Source organism: Streptomyces sp. NPDC050560 (assembly GCF_044457285.1).
Classification (GTDB): Bacteria; Actinomycetota; Actinomycetes; order Streptomycetales; family Streptomycetaceae; genus Streptomyces.
The window spans coordinates 943,482-959,673 of the sequence record NZ_JBITGT010000001.1; the positions used below are offsets into that span (position 1 = coordinate 943,482).

Annotated in this window: 15 protein-coding genes; 5 read left to right on the forward strand and 10 right to left on the reverse strand. The window is 73.8% G+C overall.

The features are described from left to right. Position 1: 1 nt before the first annotated feature. The 8 genes from ACIBIW_RS04040 to ACIBIW_RS04075 form a co-directional block, all read right to left on the reverse strand. Complete coding sequence (locus ACIBIW_RS04040) at positions 2–1,990, reverse strand: NADH-quinone oxidoreductase subunit L (RefSeq protein ID WP_399331615.1); 1,989 nt, start codon at positions 1,988–1,990, stop codon at positions 2–4. Next, entirely contained in the window at positions 1,987–2,418 is a 432-nt protein-coding gene (gene nuoK, locus ACIBIW_RS04045; protein WP_399331617.1) for an NADH-quinone oxidoreductase subunit NuoK, read from the reverse strand. The genes ACIBIW_RS04040 and nuoK overlap by 4 nt, the downstream gene beginning before the upstream one ends. After that, the gene (locus ACIBIW_RS04050; RefSeq protein ID WP_399331619.1) at positions 2,418–3,044 is read right to left on the reverse strand and encodes an NADH-quinone oxidoreductase subunit J; all 627 of its coding nucleotides are present in this window, start codon (positions 3,042–3,044) and stop codon (positions 2,418–2,420) included. The genes nuoK and ACIBIW_RS04050 overlap by 1 nt, the downstream gene beginning before the upstream one ends. After that, positions 3,041–3,598: a 4Fe-4S binding protein gene (locus tag ACIBIW_RS04055; RefSeq protein WP_399331917.1), complete on the reverse strand. Its 558-nt coding sequence runs from the start codon at positions 3,596–3,598 to the stop codon at positions 3,041–3,043. Before ACIBIW_RS04055 ends, ACIBIW_RS04050 begins: the two co-directional genes overlap by 4 nt. Positions 3,599–3,726: 128 nt before the next feature. After that, a complete protein-coding gene (locus ACIBIW_RS04060; protein ID WP_399331621.1) occupies positions 3,727–4,695 on the reverse strand; it encodes an NADH-quinone oxidoreductase subunit H in 969 nt (322 codons plus the stop codon). Beyond that, positions 4,692–5,711, reverse strand: a complete 1,020-nt coding sequence (locus tag ACIBIW_RS04065; protein WP_399331623.1) for an NADH-quinone oxidoreductase subunit C — start codon at positions 5,709–5,711, stop codon at positions 4,692–4,694. The genes ACIBIW_RS04060 and ACIBIW_RS04065 overlap by 4 nt, the downstream gene beginning before the upstream one ends. Beyond that, entirely contained in the window at positions 5,708–6,352 is a 645-nt protein-coding gene (locus ACIBIW_RS04070) for an NADH-quinone oxidoreductase subunit B (RefSeq protein ID WP_399331625.1), read from the reverse strand. Before ACIBIW_RS04070 ends, ACIBIW_RS04065 begins: the two co-directional genes overlap by 4 nt. Continuing rightward, positions 6,343–6,735 (reverse strand): NADH-quinone oxidoreductase subunit A, encoded by a 393-nt coding sequence (locus ACIBIW_RS04075; RefSeq protein ID WP_399331628.1) that lies wholly within the window; start codon positions 6,733–6,735, stop codon positions 6,343–6,345. Before ACIBIW_RS04075 ends, ACIBIW_RS04070 begins: the two co-directional genes overlap by 10 nt. A gap of 212 nt (positions 6,736–6,947) precedes the next feature. On the opposite strand from ACIBIW_RS04075, the gene ACIBIW_RS04080 reads away from it, so the two are divergent. The 5 genes from ACIBIW_RS04080 (at position 6,948) to ACIBIW_RS04100 (ending at position 13,992) form a co-directional block, all read left to right on the forward strand. After that, positions 6,948–8,225 carry a sensor domain-containing protein gene (locus tag ACIBIW_RS04080; RefSeq protein ID WP_399331630.1) on the forward strand — a complete coding sequence of 426 codons (1,278 nt, stop codon included), beginning with the start codon at positions 6,948–6,950 and terminating at the stop codon, positions 8,223–8,225. 139 nt (positions 8,226–8,364) lie between these two features. Next, on the forward strand, positions 8,365–9,750 hold the full coding sequence (locus tag ACIBIW_RS04085) for a sensor histidine kinase (protein ID WP_399331632.1): 1,386 nt from the start codon (positions 8,365–8,367) through the stop codon (positions 9,748–9,750). Between the two features lie 186 nt (positions 9,751–9,936). Next, positions 9,937–10,596 carry a LuxR C-terminal-related transcriptional regulator gene (locus tag ACIBIW_RS04090; RefSeq protein WP_399331919.1) on the forward strand — a complete coding sequence of 220 codons (660 nt, stop codon included), beginning with the start codon at positions 9,937–9,939 and terminating at the stop codon, positions 10,594–10,596. 359 nt (positions 10,597–10,955) lie between these two features. After that, positions 10,956–12,899 (forward strand): 2-oxoacid:acceptor oxidoreductase subunit alpha, encoded by a 1,944-nt coding sequence (locus ACIBIW_RS04095; RefSeq protein ID WP_399331633.1) that lies wholly within the window; start codon positions 10,956–10,958, stop codon positions 12,897–12,899. Then, positions 12,892–13,992 (forward strand): 2-oxoacid:ferredoxin oxidoreductase subunit beta, encoded by a 1,101-nt coding sequence (locus ACIBIW_RS04100; protein WP_399331635.1) that lies wholly within the window; start codon positions 12,892–12,894, stop codon positions 13,990–13,992. The genes ACIBIW_RS04095 and ACIBIW_RS04100 overlap by 8 nt, the downstream gene beginning before the upstream one ends. A 119-nt stretch (positions 13,993–14,111) precedes the next feature. Here ACIBIW_RS04100 and ACIBIW_RS04105 read toward each other — a convergent pair whose 3' ends face one another. Both ACIBIW_RS04105 and ACIBIW_RS04110 read right to left on the reverse strand, forming a co-directional pair. Continuing rightward, positions 14,112–15,110, reverse strand: a complete 999-nt coding sequence (locus tag ACIBIW_RS04105; protein ID WP_399331637.1) for an ABC transporter permease — start codon at positions 15,108–15,110, stop codon at positions 14,112–14,114. Beyond that, positions 15,097–16,050 (reverse strand): ABC transporter ATP-binding protein, encoded by a 954-nt coding sequence (locus ACIBIW_RS04110; RefSeq protein WP_399331639.1) that lies wholly within the window; start codon positions 16,048–16,050, stop codon positions 15,097–15,099. The genes ACIBIW_RS04105 and ACIBIW_RS04110 overlap by 14 nt, the downstream gene beginning before the upstream one ends. Positions 16,051–16,192: the final 142 nt, after the last annotated feature.

Below are 16,192 nucleotides of genomic sequence, written 5' to 3' on the forward strand. Positions count from 1 at the left end.
CTCACGCTCCCGCGGTGGCGACGAGGACGGCGATCACCAGCACGGCGGAGCCCGCCAGCAGCGCGCCGAGGTAGGTCTGCACGTTGCCGGTCTGCGCCCTGCGGACGGCGGCGCCGAGCAGCCGCGGGGCCGCGCCCGCGCCCCTGACGTAGGTCTCGACGACGTTCTCGTCCAGGAAGCGCACCAGCCTGGCCGCGGCGGCCGTGGGCCGTACGAACAGCGCCGTGTACAGCCCGTCGACGTGGAATCCGGCGGCGGCGTGCCGGTGCAGCGGGCCGAGGAGCAGCCGGCCGGGGTCGGCGGGGTCGCGGGCCCCGGCGATGTCGCCGTAGGCGCGGGTGTGGGCGGCGATGGCCTCCTCCTCCACCAAGGCCGCGTCGCCCTCGGGGTGCGCGGCGACGGCGCCCATGGGCACGCCCGCGGCCAGCGCGGTGGTGTGCCGCCAGGCGCCGTAGGTGACCAGCGCGCCGACGAGGGCGACCCCGGTGCCGAGGACGGAGGTGGTGAGCACGGGCGTGAGGGTCCTGCCGTCGAACCAGTCGGGCAGCGCCCTGATGACGAGTCCCAGCGCGAGGGAGGGGAGCGCGAGCAGCCAGAGCACGGCGTTCATGGCGACGGGCTGCCGCCCGTGGTCCGGGGCCTCTGCCCCGCGCCCGTGGAAGGCGAGCAGCCAGAGGCGTACGGCGTAGGCGCCGGTCAGCAGGGCGGTCAGCAGCCCGGCGAGCAGCACGATCCAGCCCGCCGCGCCCTCGGCGCCGTGGGTGTGGGTCGCGGTGTGCTCGGCGGCGCCGAGTACGGCCTCCTTGGAGAAGAACCCGCTGAACGGCGGGATCGCGGCCAGCGCCAGCAGGGCCACGGTCATCGTCCAGTACGCGTCGGGCACCCGTGCCCGCAGCCCGCCCATGCGGGACATGGCGGCCAGCGAGTTGGTGCCCGCGGCGTGGATGAGGACGCCGGCGCCGAGGAACAGCAGGGCCTTGAACGCGCCGTGCGTGATCAGGTGGAAGACGGCCGCGCCGCGGTCGCCGACGGCGAGGGCGCCGGTCATGTAGCCGAGTTGGCCGACGGTCGAGTAGGCGAGGACGCGTTTGACGTCGTCCTGGGCGAGCGCGGCGAGCGCGGACCCCGCCATGGTGACGGCCGCGAGCACGGCGAGCACCACCAGCGCGGCGGCGGACGCGGCGAACACGGGGAGGAGGCGGGCGACGAGGTAGACACCGGCGGCGACCATCGTCGCGGCGTGGATGAGCGCGGAGACGGGCGTGGGGCCCGCCATCGCGTCGGGCAGCCAGGTGTGCAGCGGGAACTGCGCCGACTTGCCGGCGACCCCGGCGAGCAGCAGCAGCGCGATCACTGTGGGGTGGCCGAGGTCGCCGCCCGCGGCCCGCGCGGCCACGGTGGTGATGCGGAAGGAGCCGGTGTCGGCGGCGAGCGCGAACATGCCGATCAGGAAGGGCACATCGCCGAGCTTGGTGACGAGGAACGCCTTGAGCGAGGCGGCCCGCGCCTCGGGGGTCTCCCAGTAGTGGCCGACGAGGAAGTACGAGCAGATGCCCATGACCTCCCAGCCGACGAGGAGCACGACGAGGTCGCCCGAGTAGACGACGAGCAGCATCGCCGAGGTGAACAGCGACACCAGCGCCGCGTACGACGGGTAGCGGGGGTCGCCGCGCAGATAGCCGGTCGAGTAGATCTGCACACAGGTGGCGACGGTGGCGACGAGCAGGGCGACGAGGACCGCGAAGCCGTCCAGGTGCAGCGCCAGATCGACCGGCACCGAGCCGGTCGGGGTGAGCCGGGTGGCGGCGTCGAGCGCGGGCCCGCCGCCCTGCCGCCAGGCGATGACGCCCGCGATCCCGGCGGACGCCAGCGTCGGCAGCACCGCCACGGGGCGCGCGAAGCCGGGCGCGGTGCGGCCGAGCGCGAGCCCGGCGGCGGCGCCGAGGAACGGCAGCAGCGGGACGAGTACGGCGAGGGTGGTGGTGTTCACGCGCGGGCCTCAGTCCTGTCCGTGCCCGTGTCCCGGGCCCCGGCGCCCCGGGCGGCGCCGTCGGCAGCGGCTTCTTCCCCGGCGGCGTCGGCGGCGTCGTCTGCGTCCTCGTCGGCATCGGGGGGCTCGGCGGTATCGCGGAGCAGGTCCACGGCGGAGCTGCCGCGGGCGCGGTGGACCATGAGCACGATGGCGAGCCCGATGCCGATCTCTGCGGCGGCCACCGCGACCGTGAACAGGGCGAGCGCCTGCCCGGCGTGGAGGCTGTCGCGCAGCCAGGCGTCGAAGGCGACGAGGTTCAGGTTGACGGCGTTGAGCATCAGCTCCACCGCCATCAGCACCAGGATCGCGTTGCGGCGCGCCAGCACCCCGTACACCCCGACGCAGAAGAGGAGCACGGCGAGGACGGCCGGATAGACGAGGTGCATCAGCGCGCGCCCCCTTCGCCCTCGGCGGGCGCTCCGGCGGCGGGGCCCGGCTCCGAGGTGCCCGCGCCACCGGCCTCGCCGCCGCCCGCGCCGCCGCCCTTGCGGGAGAGCACGATCGCGCCGACCAGCGCGGCGAGCAGCAGCACCGACAGGGCCTCGAAGGGCAGCACCCAGTTCTTGAAGAGGGCGGAGCCCGTCACCTCGGTGGAGCCCCCCGCGGCCGTGTCGAGGTCGATCCAGGTGGTGCGGAAGGCGTCCACGACCACCCAGACCAGGGCGGCGGCGGAGGCCGCGGCGACGGTGAGGGCGGCCCAGCGGTGTCCTGAGTCCGTGTCGGGCGAGCGGCCGATCGGGGCCCTGGTGAGCATCAGCCCGAACAGCAGCAGCACGACGACGGAGCCCACGTACACCAGCACCTGCACCCAGGCGATGAACTCGGCCGTCAGCAGCAGGTACTCGACGGCGATCCCGGCCAGCGCGACCACCAGCCAGAGGGCGGCGTGCACCAGTTGTCTGGTGGTGACGGTGGCCATGGCGGCGCCCAGGGTGACAAGTCCGAACAGTACGAACGCGATCTCGACGCCGGTCGGCGAGAGGAAGCCGTGCGCGGCGGCGGCGAGGCTCATGCGCCGCCCTCCCCGCCACTGCCCGCACCGCTGCCCGTGCCGCCGCTCCGGCTCTCGCCCGCACCGCTCCCGGCGCCGTCGCCCGGCTGCCCGGCGGCCAGCTTCTCCGCGGCCTTGCGGGCGGCGGCGACCTCCTTGGGCTCCTCGGCTGCCGGGTCGAGCGCGGGCGGCGCGGGCACCGTCCACATCCACTCGCGCAGCCGGTCGCGCTCGTGGGTCAGCTCGCGGATGTCGGTCTCGGCGTACTCGAACTCCGGCGACCAGAACAGCGCGTCGAACGGGCACACCTCGATGCAGATGCCGCAGTACATACAGAGCGCGAAGTCGATCGCGAAGCGGTCGAGGACGTTGCGGCTGCGCTCCCTGCCGCCGGGCGCGGCCGGGGGCACGGTCTCCTTGTGGGAGTCGATGTAGATGCACCAGTCGGGGCAGTCCCTGGCGCACAGCATGCAGACCGTGCAGTTCTCCTCGAACAGGCCGATCACCCCGCGGCTGCGCGGCGGCAGGTCGGGGAGCTGGTCGGGGTACTGCTGGGTGACGGTCCTGCGGGTCATGGTGCGCAGCGTCACCGCCAGGCCCTTGGCCAGTCCTGTGCCGGGGACACGGGGCTTCGCGCGCCCCGCGTCCGGCCGCTCCCGCGGCTCGTGCCCGGGGGCCGCGGGCGGCGGGGAGTCGGGCATGGTCACTGGATCACCACCTTGACGACGCCGGTGAGGGCGATCTGCGCCAGGGCGAGCGGTACGAGCAGCGTCCAGGCGAGCTTCTGCAACTGGTCCTCGCGCAGCCGGGGGTAGCTGACCCGCAGCCAGATCACCACGAACGCGAGCACGGCGGTCTTCAGCAGCGTCCACACCCAGCCGGCGCCCGCGCCGCTCGCCGGGCCGTGCCAGCCGCCGAGGAACAGCACGGTGGTCAGCGCGCACAGCACCACGATCCCGGCGTACTCGGCGAGCAGGAACAGCGCGAACCTGAGCCCGGTGTACTCGGTGTAGGCGCCGAAGATGATCTCCGAGTCGGCGACCGGCATGTCGAACGGCGGGCGTTGCAGCTCCGCGAGCCCGGCGACGAAGAAGACCACCGCGCCGACGAGCTGCCAGGGAATCCACCACCACGCGAAGGCGTCGAGGATGCCCGTGAGGGAGACGGTGCCCGCGGCCATCGCGACGGAGGCGGCGGCCAGCAGCATCGGCAGTTCGTACGCGAGCAGTTGGGCGGCCGTGCGCAGGCCGCCGAGCAGGGAGTACTTATTCGCGGAGGCCCAGCCCGCCATCAGGGAGCCGAGCACCCCGACGCCCATGACCGCGAGGACGAAGAACACCCCGGCGTCCACGGCCTGTCCCACCGCGCCCTTCTGGGGGCCCACCGGCACGGCGACGAGCACCAGCAGATACGGCAGCAGCGCCACCGCGGGCGCGAGCTGGAAGACGCGGCGGTCCGCGTCCGCGGGCACCACGTCCTCCTTCTGTGCGAACTTGACACCGTCCGCGACGAGTTGCGCCCAGCCGTGGAAGCCGCCCGCGTACATCGGGCCGAGGCGGCCCTGCATGTGGGCCATCACCTTGTGCTCGGTCTGGCCGACGAGCAGCGGCAGCACCAGGAAGCCCACGAACACCGCGGCGAGCCTCACCACCACCTCCACGCCCCAGCTCATTCCCGCCCCCCTGAGGCGTCGCCGCCGGACCCGGTGGCCTCGTCCCCGCCGGGGCGTGCCTCGCCGTCGCCACCGGGGCGGGTCTCGCCGTCGCCGCCGGGGCGTGCCTCACCCTCGTCGCCGGAGCGTGCCTCACCCTCGCCACCGGAGCGTGCCTCGCCGCCGGACCCGGTCTCCTCGTCGCCCGGCCGGTCCGCACCGGCCCTGTCCTCACCGGGCCGTGTCTGGTGCCAGGGTGCGTCGCCGGGGCGGGTGCCGGGGCCCGGGGGCCGGGCGGCGGCGCCGTCCCCCTCCGGCTGCCGCTCGGGTCGCTCAGGGCCGCGCTGTGAGGCGGAGCCGTCGGAGGCGCTGCGGGCGCGGCGGGGCCTGGCGGGGCGCGCGGGGCGCTCGCCCGGCGTGGCCGCGGGGGCGCCCGCGCGGGCGCGGGCCGGGCGTGCGGGCGCGGGCGGCAGGGTGCCCTTGAGCGGGCCCCACTCGTTGGGGTCGGGCACGCCGGGCGGCTGCATCTGGCGGCGCCTCGGACCGCCGTGCCCGGACTCGCCCGGCTCCTTGGCGCCTGGCCACGCCTTGACGACCCGGGCGGCGAGCACGAAGTCCTTGCGCAGCGGATGGCCCTCGAAGCCGTCGGGCAGCAGCAGCGGGGCGAGCCCCGGGTGGCCGTCGAAGGCGATGCCGAACATCTCGTGGGTCTCGCGCTCGTGCCAGTCGGCGCCCGCGTACTCGCCCGCGGCCGACGCCAGTACGGGTTCGCCCCGCGGCACGGCGGTGCGCAGCAGCAGCCGCCGCGGCGGGCCGCCCGGGGCGACGAGGTGGGCGCAGACGGAGAAGGTGTCGCCGGGTTCGTCGACGGCGCTGAGCCAGTCGAAGAAGGTGCAGCCGAGCGTGGTGCGTGCGGTGCGCAGGGCCGCGGTCCAGGTCTCGCGCGGCACGTCGACGGTGAGGACGCCGTACGACTCCTCGGCGCTCGCGCCCGCGCCGAAAAGCTGCTCGGCGTCGGCGGGGAGCCAGCCGGTCACCTGGCCTCCCCGGGCGCCGGGGCCCCGGTGCCACCGGGCTCGGGCGGGCGCACGAGCCCGCTGGTGAGCTGCCCCGCGGAGGGCGCGGCGGCGCCGCGGCGGCCGTAGCGGTCGCCCAGGGACTCGCGGGCGATCTTCTCCTGGAGCTTCAGGATGCCCTGGAGCAGCGCCTCGGGGCGCGGCGGGCAGCCGGGGACGTAGACGTCGACGGGGATGATCTGGTCGACGCCCTTGGTGACGGAGTACGAGTCCCAGTAGGGGCCGCCGCAGTTGGAGCAGGCGCCGAACGAGATCACGTACTTGGGCTCGGGCATCTGCTCGTAGAGCCGCTTGACGGCCGGGGCCATCTTGTCGGTGACGGTGCCGGAGACCACCATCAGGTCGGCCTGGCGCGGTCCGGGCGCGAACGGGATGACGCCGAGCCTGATGAAGTCGTGGCGGGCCATGGAGGCGGCGATGAACTCGATGGCGCAGCAGGCGAGGCCGAAGTTGAAGACCCACAGGCTGTAGCGGCGCCCCCAGTTGAGGACCACCTTCATGGGCTTGGGGGCGAGCCGGGACAGGGCGCCGACGCTGCCGCGCACCGCGGTCCCCCGCGCCACGTCCGACGCCACGTCCCCTCGTCGCGGGGTCATGTCCATGAGAGGACGTCCTTCTTATAGGCGTAGAGCAGCCCGAGCGCGAGGAAGCCCAGGAAGACGAACATCTCGACCAGGGTGGTGGCACCGAAGCCGGGGGCCGCGAAGACCGTGGCCCAGGGGAAGAGGAACACCGAGTCCACCGCGAAGATCACGTAGAGGAAGGCGTAGACGTAGTAGCGGACCTGGGTGTGGGCCCAGCCCTCCCCGACCGGGTCGACGCCGCACTCGTAGGTGAGCATCTTCTCCCGGGTCGGCACCACGGGCCGCAGCAGCTTGCCCGCGCCGAACGCCACGGCGACGAACAGCACCCCGACCACGGCGAGCAGCCCGACGACCGAGTAGGACCTGAAGTAGTCCGCCGCGAGCACGATCCGATCGGACACTCCGCCCCTCGCTCCCTGCTCCCTCGGTCCCGGCGCACCCGGCGGACACGTGGCCCCTCACGGGTACGTGGCGCTCGTGTTCGACGCACTGTACGCACGAGATTCTAGGGCGCGCCGGGAAACGCGTGAGAACGGCCCGGGGGCTAACCCCCCTCCCGGCCCCCAGCGCACCGTATGGCGCCAGCACCACCCGACCGGGCACGCTGTGCCGTATGAGCGGGAGAGACGACCGGCCCTGGGACGACGAGACGGCCGCGGCGGAGGGCGCGGAGACCGCGGGGAACCCCTCGCTGCCGCCACCGCGCGCCGCCTTCCCCGGGCAGACCTGGCGGGAGGTCGCGCATCTGCTGCTGAACCTGCCGCTGGGCATCGTGGGCTTCACCTACGTCGTCGTGGTGCTGACGACGACGGCGGGCCTGTCCGTGACGGTGGTCGGCCTGCCGCTGCTGGGCGGCGGGCTCGCGGGGGCCCGGCTGCTCGGCCGTGCGGAGCGGGCCCGCGCCAGGGCGCTGCTGAGGGTGGACGTGGCGGAGCCGAGCCGGTGGCGGGTGCCGGGGCAGAGCTTCTTCGGCCGGGTGTGGACGAGCGTGCGCAACCCGGTGGGCTGGCGGGCGGCGCTCTACCAGCTCATCCGGCTGCCGTGGGGCATCGCCACCTTCGCGGTCACGCTGCCCGGCCTCCTGCTGCTGTGGCCGGTGCTGCCGTTCATCGTGCGGGGGCTCACCCATGTGGACCGCGCGATGGTGCGGGGGCTGCTGTCGCCCTCGCCCGACCTGGAGCGCAGGATCGCGGAGCTGGAGGCCGACCGTGGGGTGGTGGTGGACAGCGCCGCCGCCGACCTGCGCCGTATCGAGCGGGACCTGCACGACGGCGCCCAGGCCCGGCTCGTCAGCCTGGCGATGGGGCTCGGCCTCGCCAAGGAGAAGCTGCTTGAGGACCCGGACACGGCGGCCTCCATGGTGGAGGAGGCGCACGGCGAAGTGAAGCTCGCCCTCCAGGAGCTGCGCGACCTGGCCCGCGGCATCCACCCCGCGGTCCTCACCGACCGCGGCCTCGACGCCGCGCTGTCCTCCGTCGCCGCCCGCTGCACGGTGCCGGTGCGGGTGACCACGGACCTGCCCGCGCGGCCCGCGGCGGCCATCGAGGGCATCGCGTACTTCACGGTCTCGGAGCTGCTCCAGAACGTCAGCAAGCACAGCATGGCCCGTTCGGCCTCGGTGGAGGTGTGGCGTTCGGGGGAACGGCTGCTGCTCCAGGTCCGCGACGACGGCAGGGGCGGCGCCTCGCTGACCGGCGGCAGCGGCATGGCGGGGCTCGCGGAGCGGCTGGGCGCGGTGGACGGCCTGTTCGTGGTCGACTCCCCGCAGGGCGGTCCCACCGTGGTGACCGCCGAGCTGCCGTGGCGCGACCGGCTCCCTGAGGCGGAGCCGGAGCCGCTGCCCGCGGGGCGCAGGCGCGGCCGCCGGGAGCGCCGCAGAGCGCCGGGGTAGCGCGCCGGGGTGGGGAAAACCCCCCGGCGAAGAGGCCGACGCACTCCATGGCAGCGCCGGCGCCCCCGGGACAGGCTTGGGGCACAGGAGGACGGCCGCCAAGGGGGCGCCGGTCCAAGGGGAGAACGGACGAAGACCGATGGCCACGGAGTTCGGGCAGGTTTACGGGCGGCCGGAGAGTCCGGTGGCCGCCATGGAGGGCGGGCTCGGCATGCGCGAGAGTGACGGCGGGGGCGGCGGACGGCGGCGGCGCGGGCTGCCGACGGCGCTGCGGGCACCGGTCGAGGGCCGGCACTGGCGCGAGTTCGCCTATCTGCTGACGAGCATGCCGATCGGCATCGCCCTGTTCACCGTCGGCGTCTCGCTGGTCTCCGTGAGCGCCGGGCTGCTGGTGACGTTCGTGGGGGTGCCGCTGCTCGCGGCGACCCTGCTGCTCTTCCGGGGCGTCGGCGCGCTGGAGCGGATGCGCGCGCGGGTGCTGCTCCATGTCGACGTGGAGCGCCCGGAGCCGCTGCGCTCCCGCGGCGGCGCGACCTCCTGGATGGGCGCGGCGCTGAAGAGCGGCACGTCGTGGCGGCACCTGCTGTACGGGCTGCTGCTCTTCCCCTGGTCGCTGTTCGCGGGGATCGTGTCGCTGGTGTTCTGGTCGGCCGGCTGGTCGATGCTGACGTATCCGCTGTGGCAGTGGGTGTTCCCGACCTATGTCGGCCAGGACGGCATCCAGGTCTACGGCGACGCGACCCACGACATCTACCTGGACAACGCCTTCGAGATCGGTGCCGTGGCCGCGGTCGGCCTGGTGGTCACCCTGGTGACGCCGTGGGTCGTACGGGCCATGACGACGGTGGACGCCCTGATAGTGAGCGGGCTGCTCGGCCCTTCGCGGCTCGCGAGCCGGGTGGTGGAGCTGGAGGCGGACCGCGGGACCGTCGTGGACAGCGCGGCCGCCGACCTGCGCCGTATCGAGCGGGACCTGCACGACGGCGCCCAGGCCCGGCTCGTCAGCCTGGCCATGGACCTGGGGCTCGCCAAGGAGAAGATGGCCGAGGACCCCAAGGCGGCGGCCCGGATGGTCGGGGAGGCGCACGGCGAGGTCAAGACGGCCCTCCAGGAGCTGCGCGACCTGGCCCGCGGCATCCACCCCGCGGTCCTCACCGACCGCGGCCTCGACGCCGCGCTGTCCGCCGTCGCCGCCCGCTGCACGGTGCCCGTGCGGGTGGAGGTCGACCTGCCGCGGCGGCCCGCGGCGGCCACCGAGGGCATCGCGTACTTCACGGTCTCCGAACTGCTCCAGAACGTCAGCAAGCACTCGGGGGCGTCCCGGGCGACGGTCGACGTGTGGCGCTCGGGCGACCGGCTGCTGCTCCAGGTCGTCGACGACGGGCGGGGCGGCGCCGATGTCACGGCGGGCTCGGGGCTCGCGGGGCTGATGGAGCGCCTGGACGCGGTCGACGGCGTCATGGTGGTCGACTCCCCCGCCGAGGGCCCCACCCGGGTCACCGCGGAACTGCCCTGGCGTGAGTGAGCGGGAGCCAGGACGCCCCGCGGCGGCGGCCGTACCCCACGGCCGCCGCCGCGGGGCGTCCGCGCGCGGGCCCGCCGCGGCGCGTTTCGCCGCGTCCCGGAGTGGGCGGCGGCGGATGCTGGGATGCTGGAAGCGGCGGGGGAAGCCGGACGGCTGCCCGGGGGAACGAGAAGCGTGGAGGACAGGGTGCGGGTCGTCATCGCCGAGGATTCGGTGCTGCTCAGGGAGGGGCTGACACGGCTGCTGACCGACAGGGGGCACGAGGTGGTCGGCGGTGTCGGGGACGCCGTGGCGCTGATCAAGACCATCACCGACCTCGCGGCGCAGGGGCGGCTGCCCGATGTCGTGGTGGCGGACGTCAGGATGCCCCCCACCCACACCGACGAGGGCGTGCGCGCCGCGGTGGAGCTGCGGCGCTCCCACCCGGGCCTCGGGGTGCTCGTGCTCTCCCAGTACGTGGAGGAGCAGTACGCGACGGAGCTGCTCGCGGGTTCGAGCCGGGGCGTGGGCTATCTGCTCAAGGACCGGGTCGCCGAGGTGCGGGAGTTCGTGGACGCGGTGGTACGGGTCGCGGAGGGCGGCACCGCGCTCGACCCCGAGGTGGTGGCGCAGCTCCTCGGCCGCAGCCGGAAGCAGGACGTGCTGGCGGGGCTCACGCCCAGGGAGCGCGAGGTGCTCGGGCTGATGGCGGAGGGGCGCACGAACTCGGCGATCGCGCGCCAGCTCGTGGTGAGCGACGGCGCGGTCGAGAAGCACGTCAGCAACATCTTCCTCAAGCTCGGCCTCTCCCAGAGTGACGGAGATCACCGCCGGGTGCTCGCGGTGCTGCGGTACATCAACTCCTGACCCGGCGGGGCCCGGGGCGTCCATAGGCAACCCCCACAGAGGGGGAGGCCGCGGGCTGTCGGCGGACGACTGGCGTCCGCCGCCGCGGCCTACGGAAAATTCCGTCGGACAGTCATCGGCGCGGGAACAGACGGCGCCCCGGAAGCGTCCCCCTACTGGCCGCACCGCGGAGCAGAGGGGGCCGACCCCATAGGACCAAGGGCTGAAAAGCGAATAAATCGTGTCAAACCGAAGTGAAGCTTCGCCTCGGGCGCCGTTCCACGATCCGAATGGCCCGAGGAAGGCGACCCTTACCGAAGTAGGGTGGGTGCGGGAAGGCCGGTCGGCCGCCGCAGCCGCCCCTAGGGAGGTCCAGTTCAGTGACCAGCCAGGTCAGTAGCCCAGTCGAGCAGTCCGGCGTGGCGCCCGCCGCCGACGGCACGGCGACCCCGCCGGGTGCGGGTGACGGCAAGCAGATCCGCCGCCTCGACCGGGTGATCATCCGCTTCGCCGGTGACTCGGGCGACGGCATGCAGTTGACGGGTGACCGTTTCACCTCGGAGACCGCGTCGTTCGGCAACGACCTGGCGACGCTGCCGAACTTCCCCGCCGAGATCCGCGCCCCCGCAGGCACCCTGCCGGGCGTCTCCAGCTTCCAGCTCCACTTCGCCGACCACGACATCCTCACCCCGGGCGACGCGCCCGACGTGCTGGTCGCGATGAACCCGGCGGCCCTCAAGGCGAACCTGCCCGACCTGCCGCGCGGCGCCGAGATCATCGTCAACACCGACGAGTTCACCAAGCGCGCGCTGTCCAAGGTCGGCTATCCGGCCTCCCCGCTGGAGGACGGCTCCCTGGAGGGCTACCACGTCCACCAGGTGCCGCTCGGCACGCTGACGGTCGAGGCGCTGAAGGACTTCGACCTGTCCCGCAAGGACGCGGACCGCTCCAAGAACATGTTCGCGCTGGGGCTGCTGTCCTGGATGTACCACCGGCCGACCGAGGGCACCGAGCGGTTCCTGCGGGCCAAGTTCGGCAAGAAGCCCGAGATCGCGGCGGCCAACCTGGCCGCGTTCCGCGCGGGCTGGAACTTCGGCGAGACCACCGAGGACTTCGCGGTCTCCTACGAGGTCGCCCCCGCCGCCTCCGCCTTCCCGGCCGGCACCTACCGGAACATCTCCGGCAACCTCGCCCTGGCGTACGGCCTGATCGCCGCGGGGCGCCAGGCCGACCTGCCGCTGTACCTCGGCTCGTACCCGATCACCCCGGCCTCCGACATCCTCCACGAGCTGTCGCGGCACAAGAACTTCGGGGTGCGGACCTTCCAGGCCGAGGACGAGATCGCGGGGGTGGGCGCCGCGCTCGGCGCGGCCTTCGGCGGCTCGCTCGCCGTCACCACCACCTCGGGCCCCGGCGTCGCCCTGAAGGCCGAGACGATCGGGCTCGCGGTCTCCCTCGAACTGCCGCTGCTCGTGGTGGACATCCAGCGCGGCGGCCCCTCCACGGGCCTGCCCACCAAGACCGAGCAGGCGGACCTGCTCCAGGCGATGTTCGGCCGCAACGGCGAGGCGCCGGTCCCGGTGATCGCCCCGCACACCCCCGCCGACTGCTTCGACGCGGCGCTGGACGCGGCCAGGATCGCGCTCACGTACCGTACGCCGGTGATCCTGCTCTCCGACGGCTATCTCGCCAACGGCTCAGAGCCCTGGCTGATCCCCGACGTCGACAAGCTGCCCGACCTCACCGTGCGCTTCGCGAACGGCCCCAACCACACGCTGGACGACGGCAGCGAGGTCTTCTGGCCCTACAAGCGCGACCCCGAGACGCTGGCGCGCCCCTGGGCCATCCCCGGCACCCCGGGGCTCGAACACCGCATCGGCGGCATCGAGAAGCAGGACGGCACCGGCAACATCTCCTACGACCCGGCCAACCACGACCACATGGTCCGCACCCGCCAGGCCAAGATCGACGGCATCACGGTCCCCGACGCCGTGGTCGACGACCCCAACGATGACGCGCGCCTCCTCGTCGTGGGCTGGGGCTCCACCTACGGACCCATCACCGCGGCGGTACGGCGGCTGCGCGGTGCGGGCGACCGGGTGGCGCAGTTGCACCTGCGCCACCTGAACCCGTTCCCGGCCAACCTCGGCGAGATCCTGCGCCGCTACGACAAGATCGTCGTACCGGAGATGAACCTCGGCCAGCTCACGTCGCTGCTGCGCGCCAAGTACCTCGTGGACGCGCGTTCCTTCACCCAGGTACGCGGCCTGCCCTTCAAGGCAGAACAGCTCGCCACCGCCCTCAAGGAGAGCCTCGATGACTGACACCACCACGGCCGTCCCGGCGGGTGCCGGTGCGGTCGGCGACCTCCAGCACGCCCTGCGGCTGATCCCCAAGGCCCCGGCGAAGCAGTCGATGCGGGACTTCAAGTCGGACCAGGAGGTCCGCTGGTGCCCCGGCTGCGGCGACTACGCCATCCTCGCGGCCGTCCAGGGCTTCATGCCGGAGCTTGGCCTCGCCAAGGAGAACATCGTCTTCATCTCCGGCATCGGCTGCTCCTCCCGCTTCCCGTACTACATGAACACGTACGGGATGCACTCGATCCACGGGCGCGCCCCCGCCATCGCCACGGGACTCGCCACCTCGCGGCGCGACCTGAGCGTCTGGGTGGTCACCGGGGACGGCGACGCGCTGTCCATCGGCGGCAACCACCTGATCCACGCGCTGCGGCGCAACGTCAACCTGAAGATCCTGCTGTTCAACAACCGGATCTACGGCCTGACCAAGGGGCAGTACTCCCCCACGAGCGAGACCGGGAAGATCACCAAGTCCACCCCCATGGGGTCGCTCGACACACCCTTCAACCCGCTCTCGCTGGCCCTGGGCGCCGAGGCGAGCTTCGTCGCCCGCACCATCGACTCCGACCGCAAGCACCTCACCGAGACGCTGCGGCAGGCGGCGGCGCACGAGGGCACGGCGATCGTCGAGATCTACCAGAACTGCAACATCTTCAACGACGGCGCCTTCGAGCCCCTGAAGGACCGTGCCACGGCCACCGAGGCGATCATCCCGCTGGAGCACGGCAGCCCGATCCGCTTCGGCGCCGACCTCGCCAAGGGCGTGGTGCGCGACCGCGGCACGGGTGACCTCGCGGTCGTCGAGGTCACCCCGGAGAACGAGGCGGACATCCTGGTCCACGACGCCCGCGCGGAGTCCCCGACCACGGCGTTCGCGCTGTCCCGGCTGGCCGACCCGGCGACGCTCCACCACACCCCCGTCGGCGTCTTCCGCGACGTCCGCAGGCCGGTGTACGACACGCTGATGTCGGACCAGTTGGACACCGCCGTGGAGAAGCAGGGCAAGGGCGACCTGTCCGCGCTGCTGCACGGCAACGACACCTGGACGGTGGTCGGCTGACGGGGCCACGCCCCGGCCCCCGCCAGGACCGGGTTCGGCCCGGCCCCGGCCCCGAAGGCCCGTACCGCTCGTGCGGTACGGGCCTTCGTGCACAGGGGAGAGCGGGAGAGGCGGCGGCGCTACGTCGTGATGTCCTTCGACGTGAAGCGCGCCCATGCCGCCGCGCCGAACACCGCCGTGTAGAGCGCCTGGAGGCCCAGGTTCTTCAGGATCTGGTCCCAGTAGACGGGGTCGCGCATCGCGTCGGAGAACGACATCCAGTAGTGCGAGAAGACATACGGCTGGATGGCGTGGAGCTGGGGGATGCCGTCGAGGATCTGCACGGTGAGCACGAGGCCGACGGTGGTCGCCATGGCGGCGATGCCGCTGCTGGTGAGCGTGGAGACGAACAGGCCGAGCGCGCACACCCCGAGCAGCGAGGCGGCCACGAGCAGCGCGATCAGCAGGGCACGCAGCAGCCCCGAGCCGAAGCCAAGCCGGGTGCCCGAGATGGTGACCACGTCCCCGACGGGGAACAGCAGCGCCCCTGCGGCCAGCGCGAACACCGCCACCACCAGGGTGGCGACCAGGCAGAACACCACGGCCGTCACGAACTTCACGGCGAGCAGCCTGGTACGCCCCGCGGGCGCCACCAGCAGATAGCGCAGCGTGCCGCCGCTCGACTCCCCCGCCACGGAGTCGCCCGCGACGACCGAGACGGCCATCGGCAGGAAGAAGGGCAGGGTGGCGGCGAGGGCGGTGAACACCAGGAAGAGGCCGTTGTTGGTGACCTGGGAGATGAACGGCGGGCCCGCGCCCTCGGGGCCGCCGAAGCTGCCGCCGTCGCCGGTCTCCACCTTGACGGCGACGCCGACGAGCACCGGCACGACCGCCAGCACCCCGAGCAGCGCCAGGGTGCGCCAGCGCCGGAAGGTGACGCCCAGCTCGCTGCCGAGCAGCCCGAGGGTCCACAGCCGCCGCCGCAGCGCGGAGGCCGCGGGCGCACCGCCCACGTCGGCGACGGCCCCCGCGCCGGGCCCGCCCGCCGGGGCGGGTCCACCGGGCGCGGCCTCCGGGGCCGCCGTGCCCGCCGAACCCGCCGTGCCCTCGGTGTCCGCCTCCGTCTCAGCCCGCGACATCGAAGCCCTCCCCGGTCAGCGCCACGAAGGCGTCTTCCAGCGAGCCGCGCTCCAGGCCGAACGCGCGCACCCGCACCCCCGCGGCGACCAGCGCGGCGTTGACGTCCGCCGGCTCCCCCGGCGGCGGGTCGGCGCTCACCCGGTCGCCGTCGGCCACGAGTCCCGTCAGGCCCCGCTCCTTCAGCACCCGGGCGGCCTCCGCCGGGTCGGGTGTCGTCACCACGAGCCGGCCGCGGGTCCCGGCGGCGAGGTCGGCCACCGGGCCCTGGGTGATCAGCCTGCCCTGCGCCATCACCGCGGCGTGCGTGCACACCTGTTCGATCTCGTCGAGGAGGTGGGAGGAGAGGAAGACGGTGGTGCCGTCGGACGCCAGCTCCCGCACCAGGGCCCTGATCTCCCGCATGCCCTGCGGGTCGAGCCCGTTGGTGGGCTCGTCGAGCACCAGCAGGCGGCGCGGCTGGAGCAGCGCGGCGGCAAGGCCGAGGCGCTGCTTCATCCCGAGCGAGTACGCCTTCGCCTTCTTCCGCGCGGCGGCCGTGAGCCCGACCCGGTCGAGCGCGGCGGACACCCGGGCCGCGCGGGTGCGGGGGTCGGCGCCGGGGTCGGCGGCGTCGTGCCGCACCAGATTGTCCCGTCCCGACAGGAAGCCGTACAGCGCGGGGCCCTCGATCAGCGCCCCCACCCGGGGCAGGACGGCGCGGCTCGCGCCGGGCACGGGCAGCCCGAGGACGTGGGCCGAGCCCGCGGTGGGCTCGATGAGGCCCATCAGCATGCGGATGGTGGTGGTCTTCCCCGAGCCGTTGGGACCGAGGAAGCCGAAGACGCTCCCGGCGGGCACGGTCAGGTCGAGCCGGTCCACGGCGAGCTGGCCGCCGCGGTAGCGCTTGGTGAGCGCGCGGGTGGCGATCACCGCCTCGGTGCCTCCCGGCTCCTCGGTCATCCGCCCTCCTGCTCCTCGACGACTGCTCCTCGACAACTGTTCCTCGACCGCTCCTCGGCCGCCCGCGTCCGGGCGCGCGCCGCCGTCGGTCCGTCCTGCGAGGACCCGGCCCGTGACGCCGGTGCGCCGCCCTCCTCGCAAC

Bases quoted from the DNA above. Each gene is read 5' to 3' on its own strand.
- ACIBIW_RS04105 (WP_399331637.1), bottom strand. From the start codon at position 15,110: ATGTCGCGGGCTGAGACGGAGGCGGACACCGAGGGCACGGCGGGTTCG.
- ACIBIW_RS04085 (WP_399331632.1), top strand. From the start codon at position 8,365: ATGGCCACGGAGTTCGGGCAGGTTTACGGGCGGCCGGAGAGTCCGGTG.
- ACIBIW_RS04080 (WP_399331630.1), top strand. From the start codon at position 6,948: ATGAGCGGGAGAGACGACCGGCCCTGGGACGACGAGACGGCCGCGGCG.
- ACIBIW_RS04050 (WP_399331619.1), bottom strand. From the start codon at position 3,044: ATGAGCCTCGCCGCCGCCGCGCACGGCTTCCTCTCGCCGACCGGCGTC.
- nuoK (WP_399331617.1), bottom strand. From the start codon at position 2,418: ATGCACCTCGTCTATCCGGCCGTCCTCGCCGTGCTCCTCTTCTGCGTC.
- ACIBIW_RS04100 (WP_399331635.1), top strand. From the start codon at position 12,892: ATGACTGACACCACCACGGCCGTCCCGGCGGGTGCCGGTGCGGTCGGC.
- ACIBIW_RS04055 (WP_399331917.1), bottom strand. From the start codon at position 3,598: ATGACCCGCAGGACCGTCACCCAGCAGTACCCCGACCAGCTCCCCGAC.
- ACIBIW_RS04060 (WP_399331621.1), bottom strand. From the start codon at position 4,695: ATGAGCTGGGGCGTGGAGGTGGTGGTGAGGCTCGCCGCGGTGTTCGTG.
- ACIBIW_RS04110 (WP_399331639.1), bottom strand. From the start codon at position 16,050: ATGACCGAGGAGCCGGGAGGCACCGAGGCGGTGATCGCCACCCGCGCG.
- ACIBIW_RS04070 (WP_399331625.1), bottom strand. From the start codon at position 6,352: ATGGACATGACCCCGCGACGAGGGGACGTGGCGTCGGACGTGGCGCGG.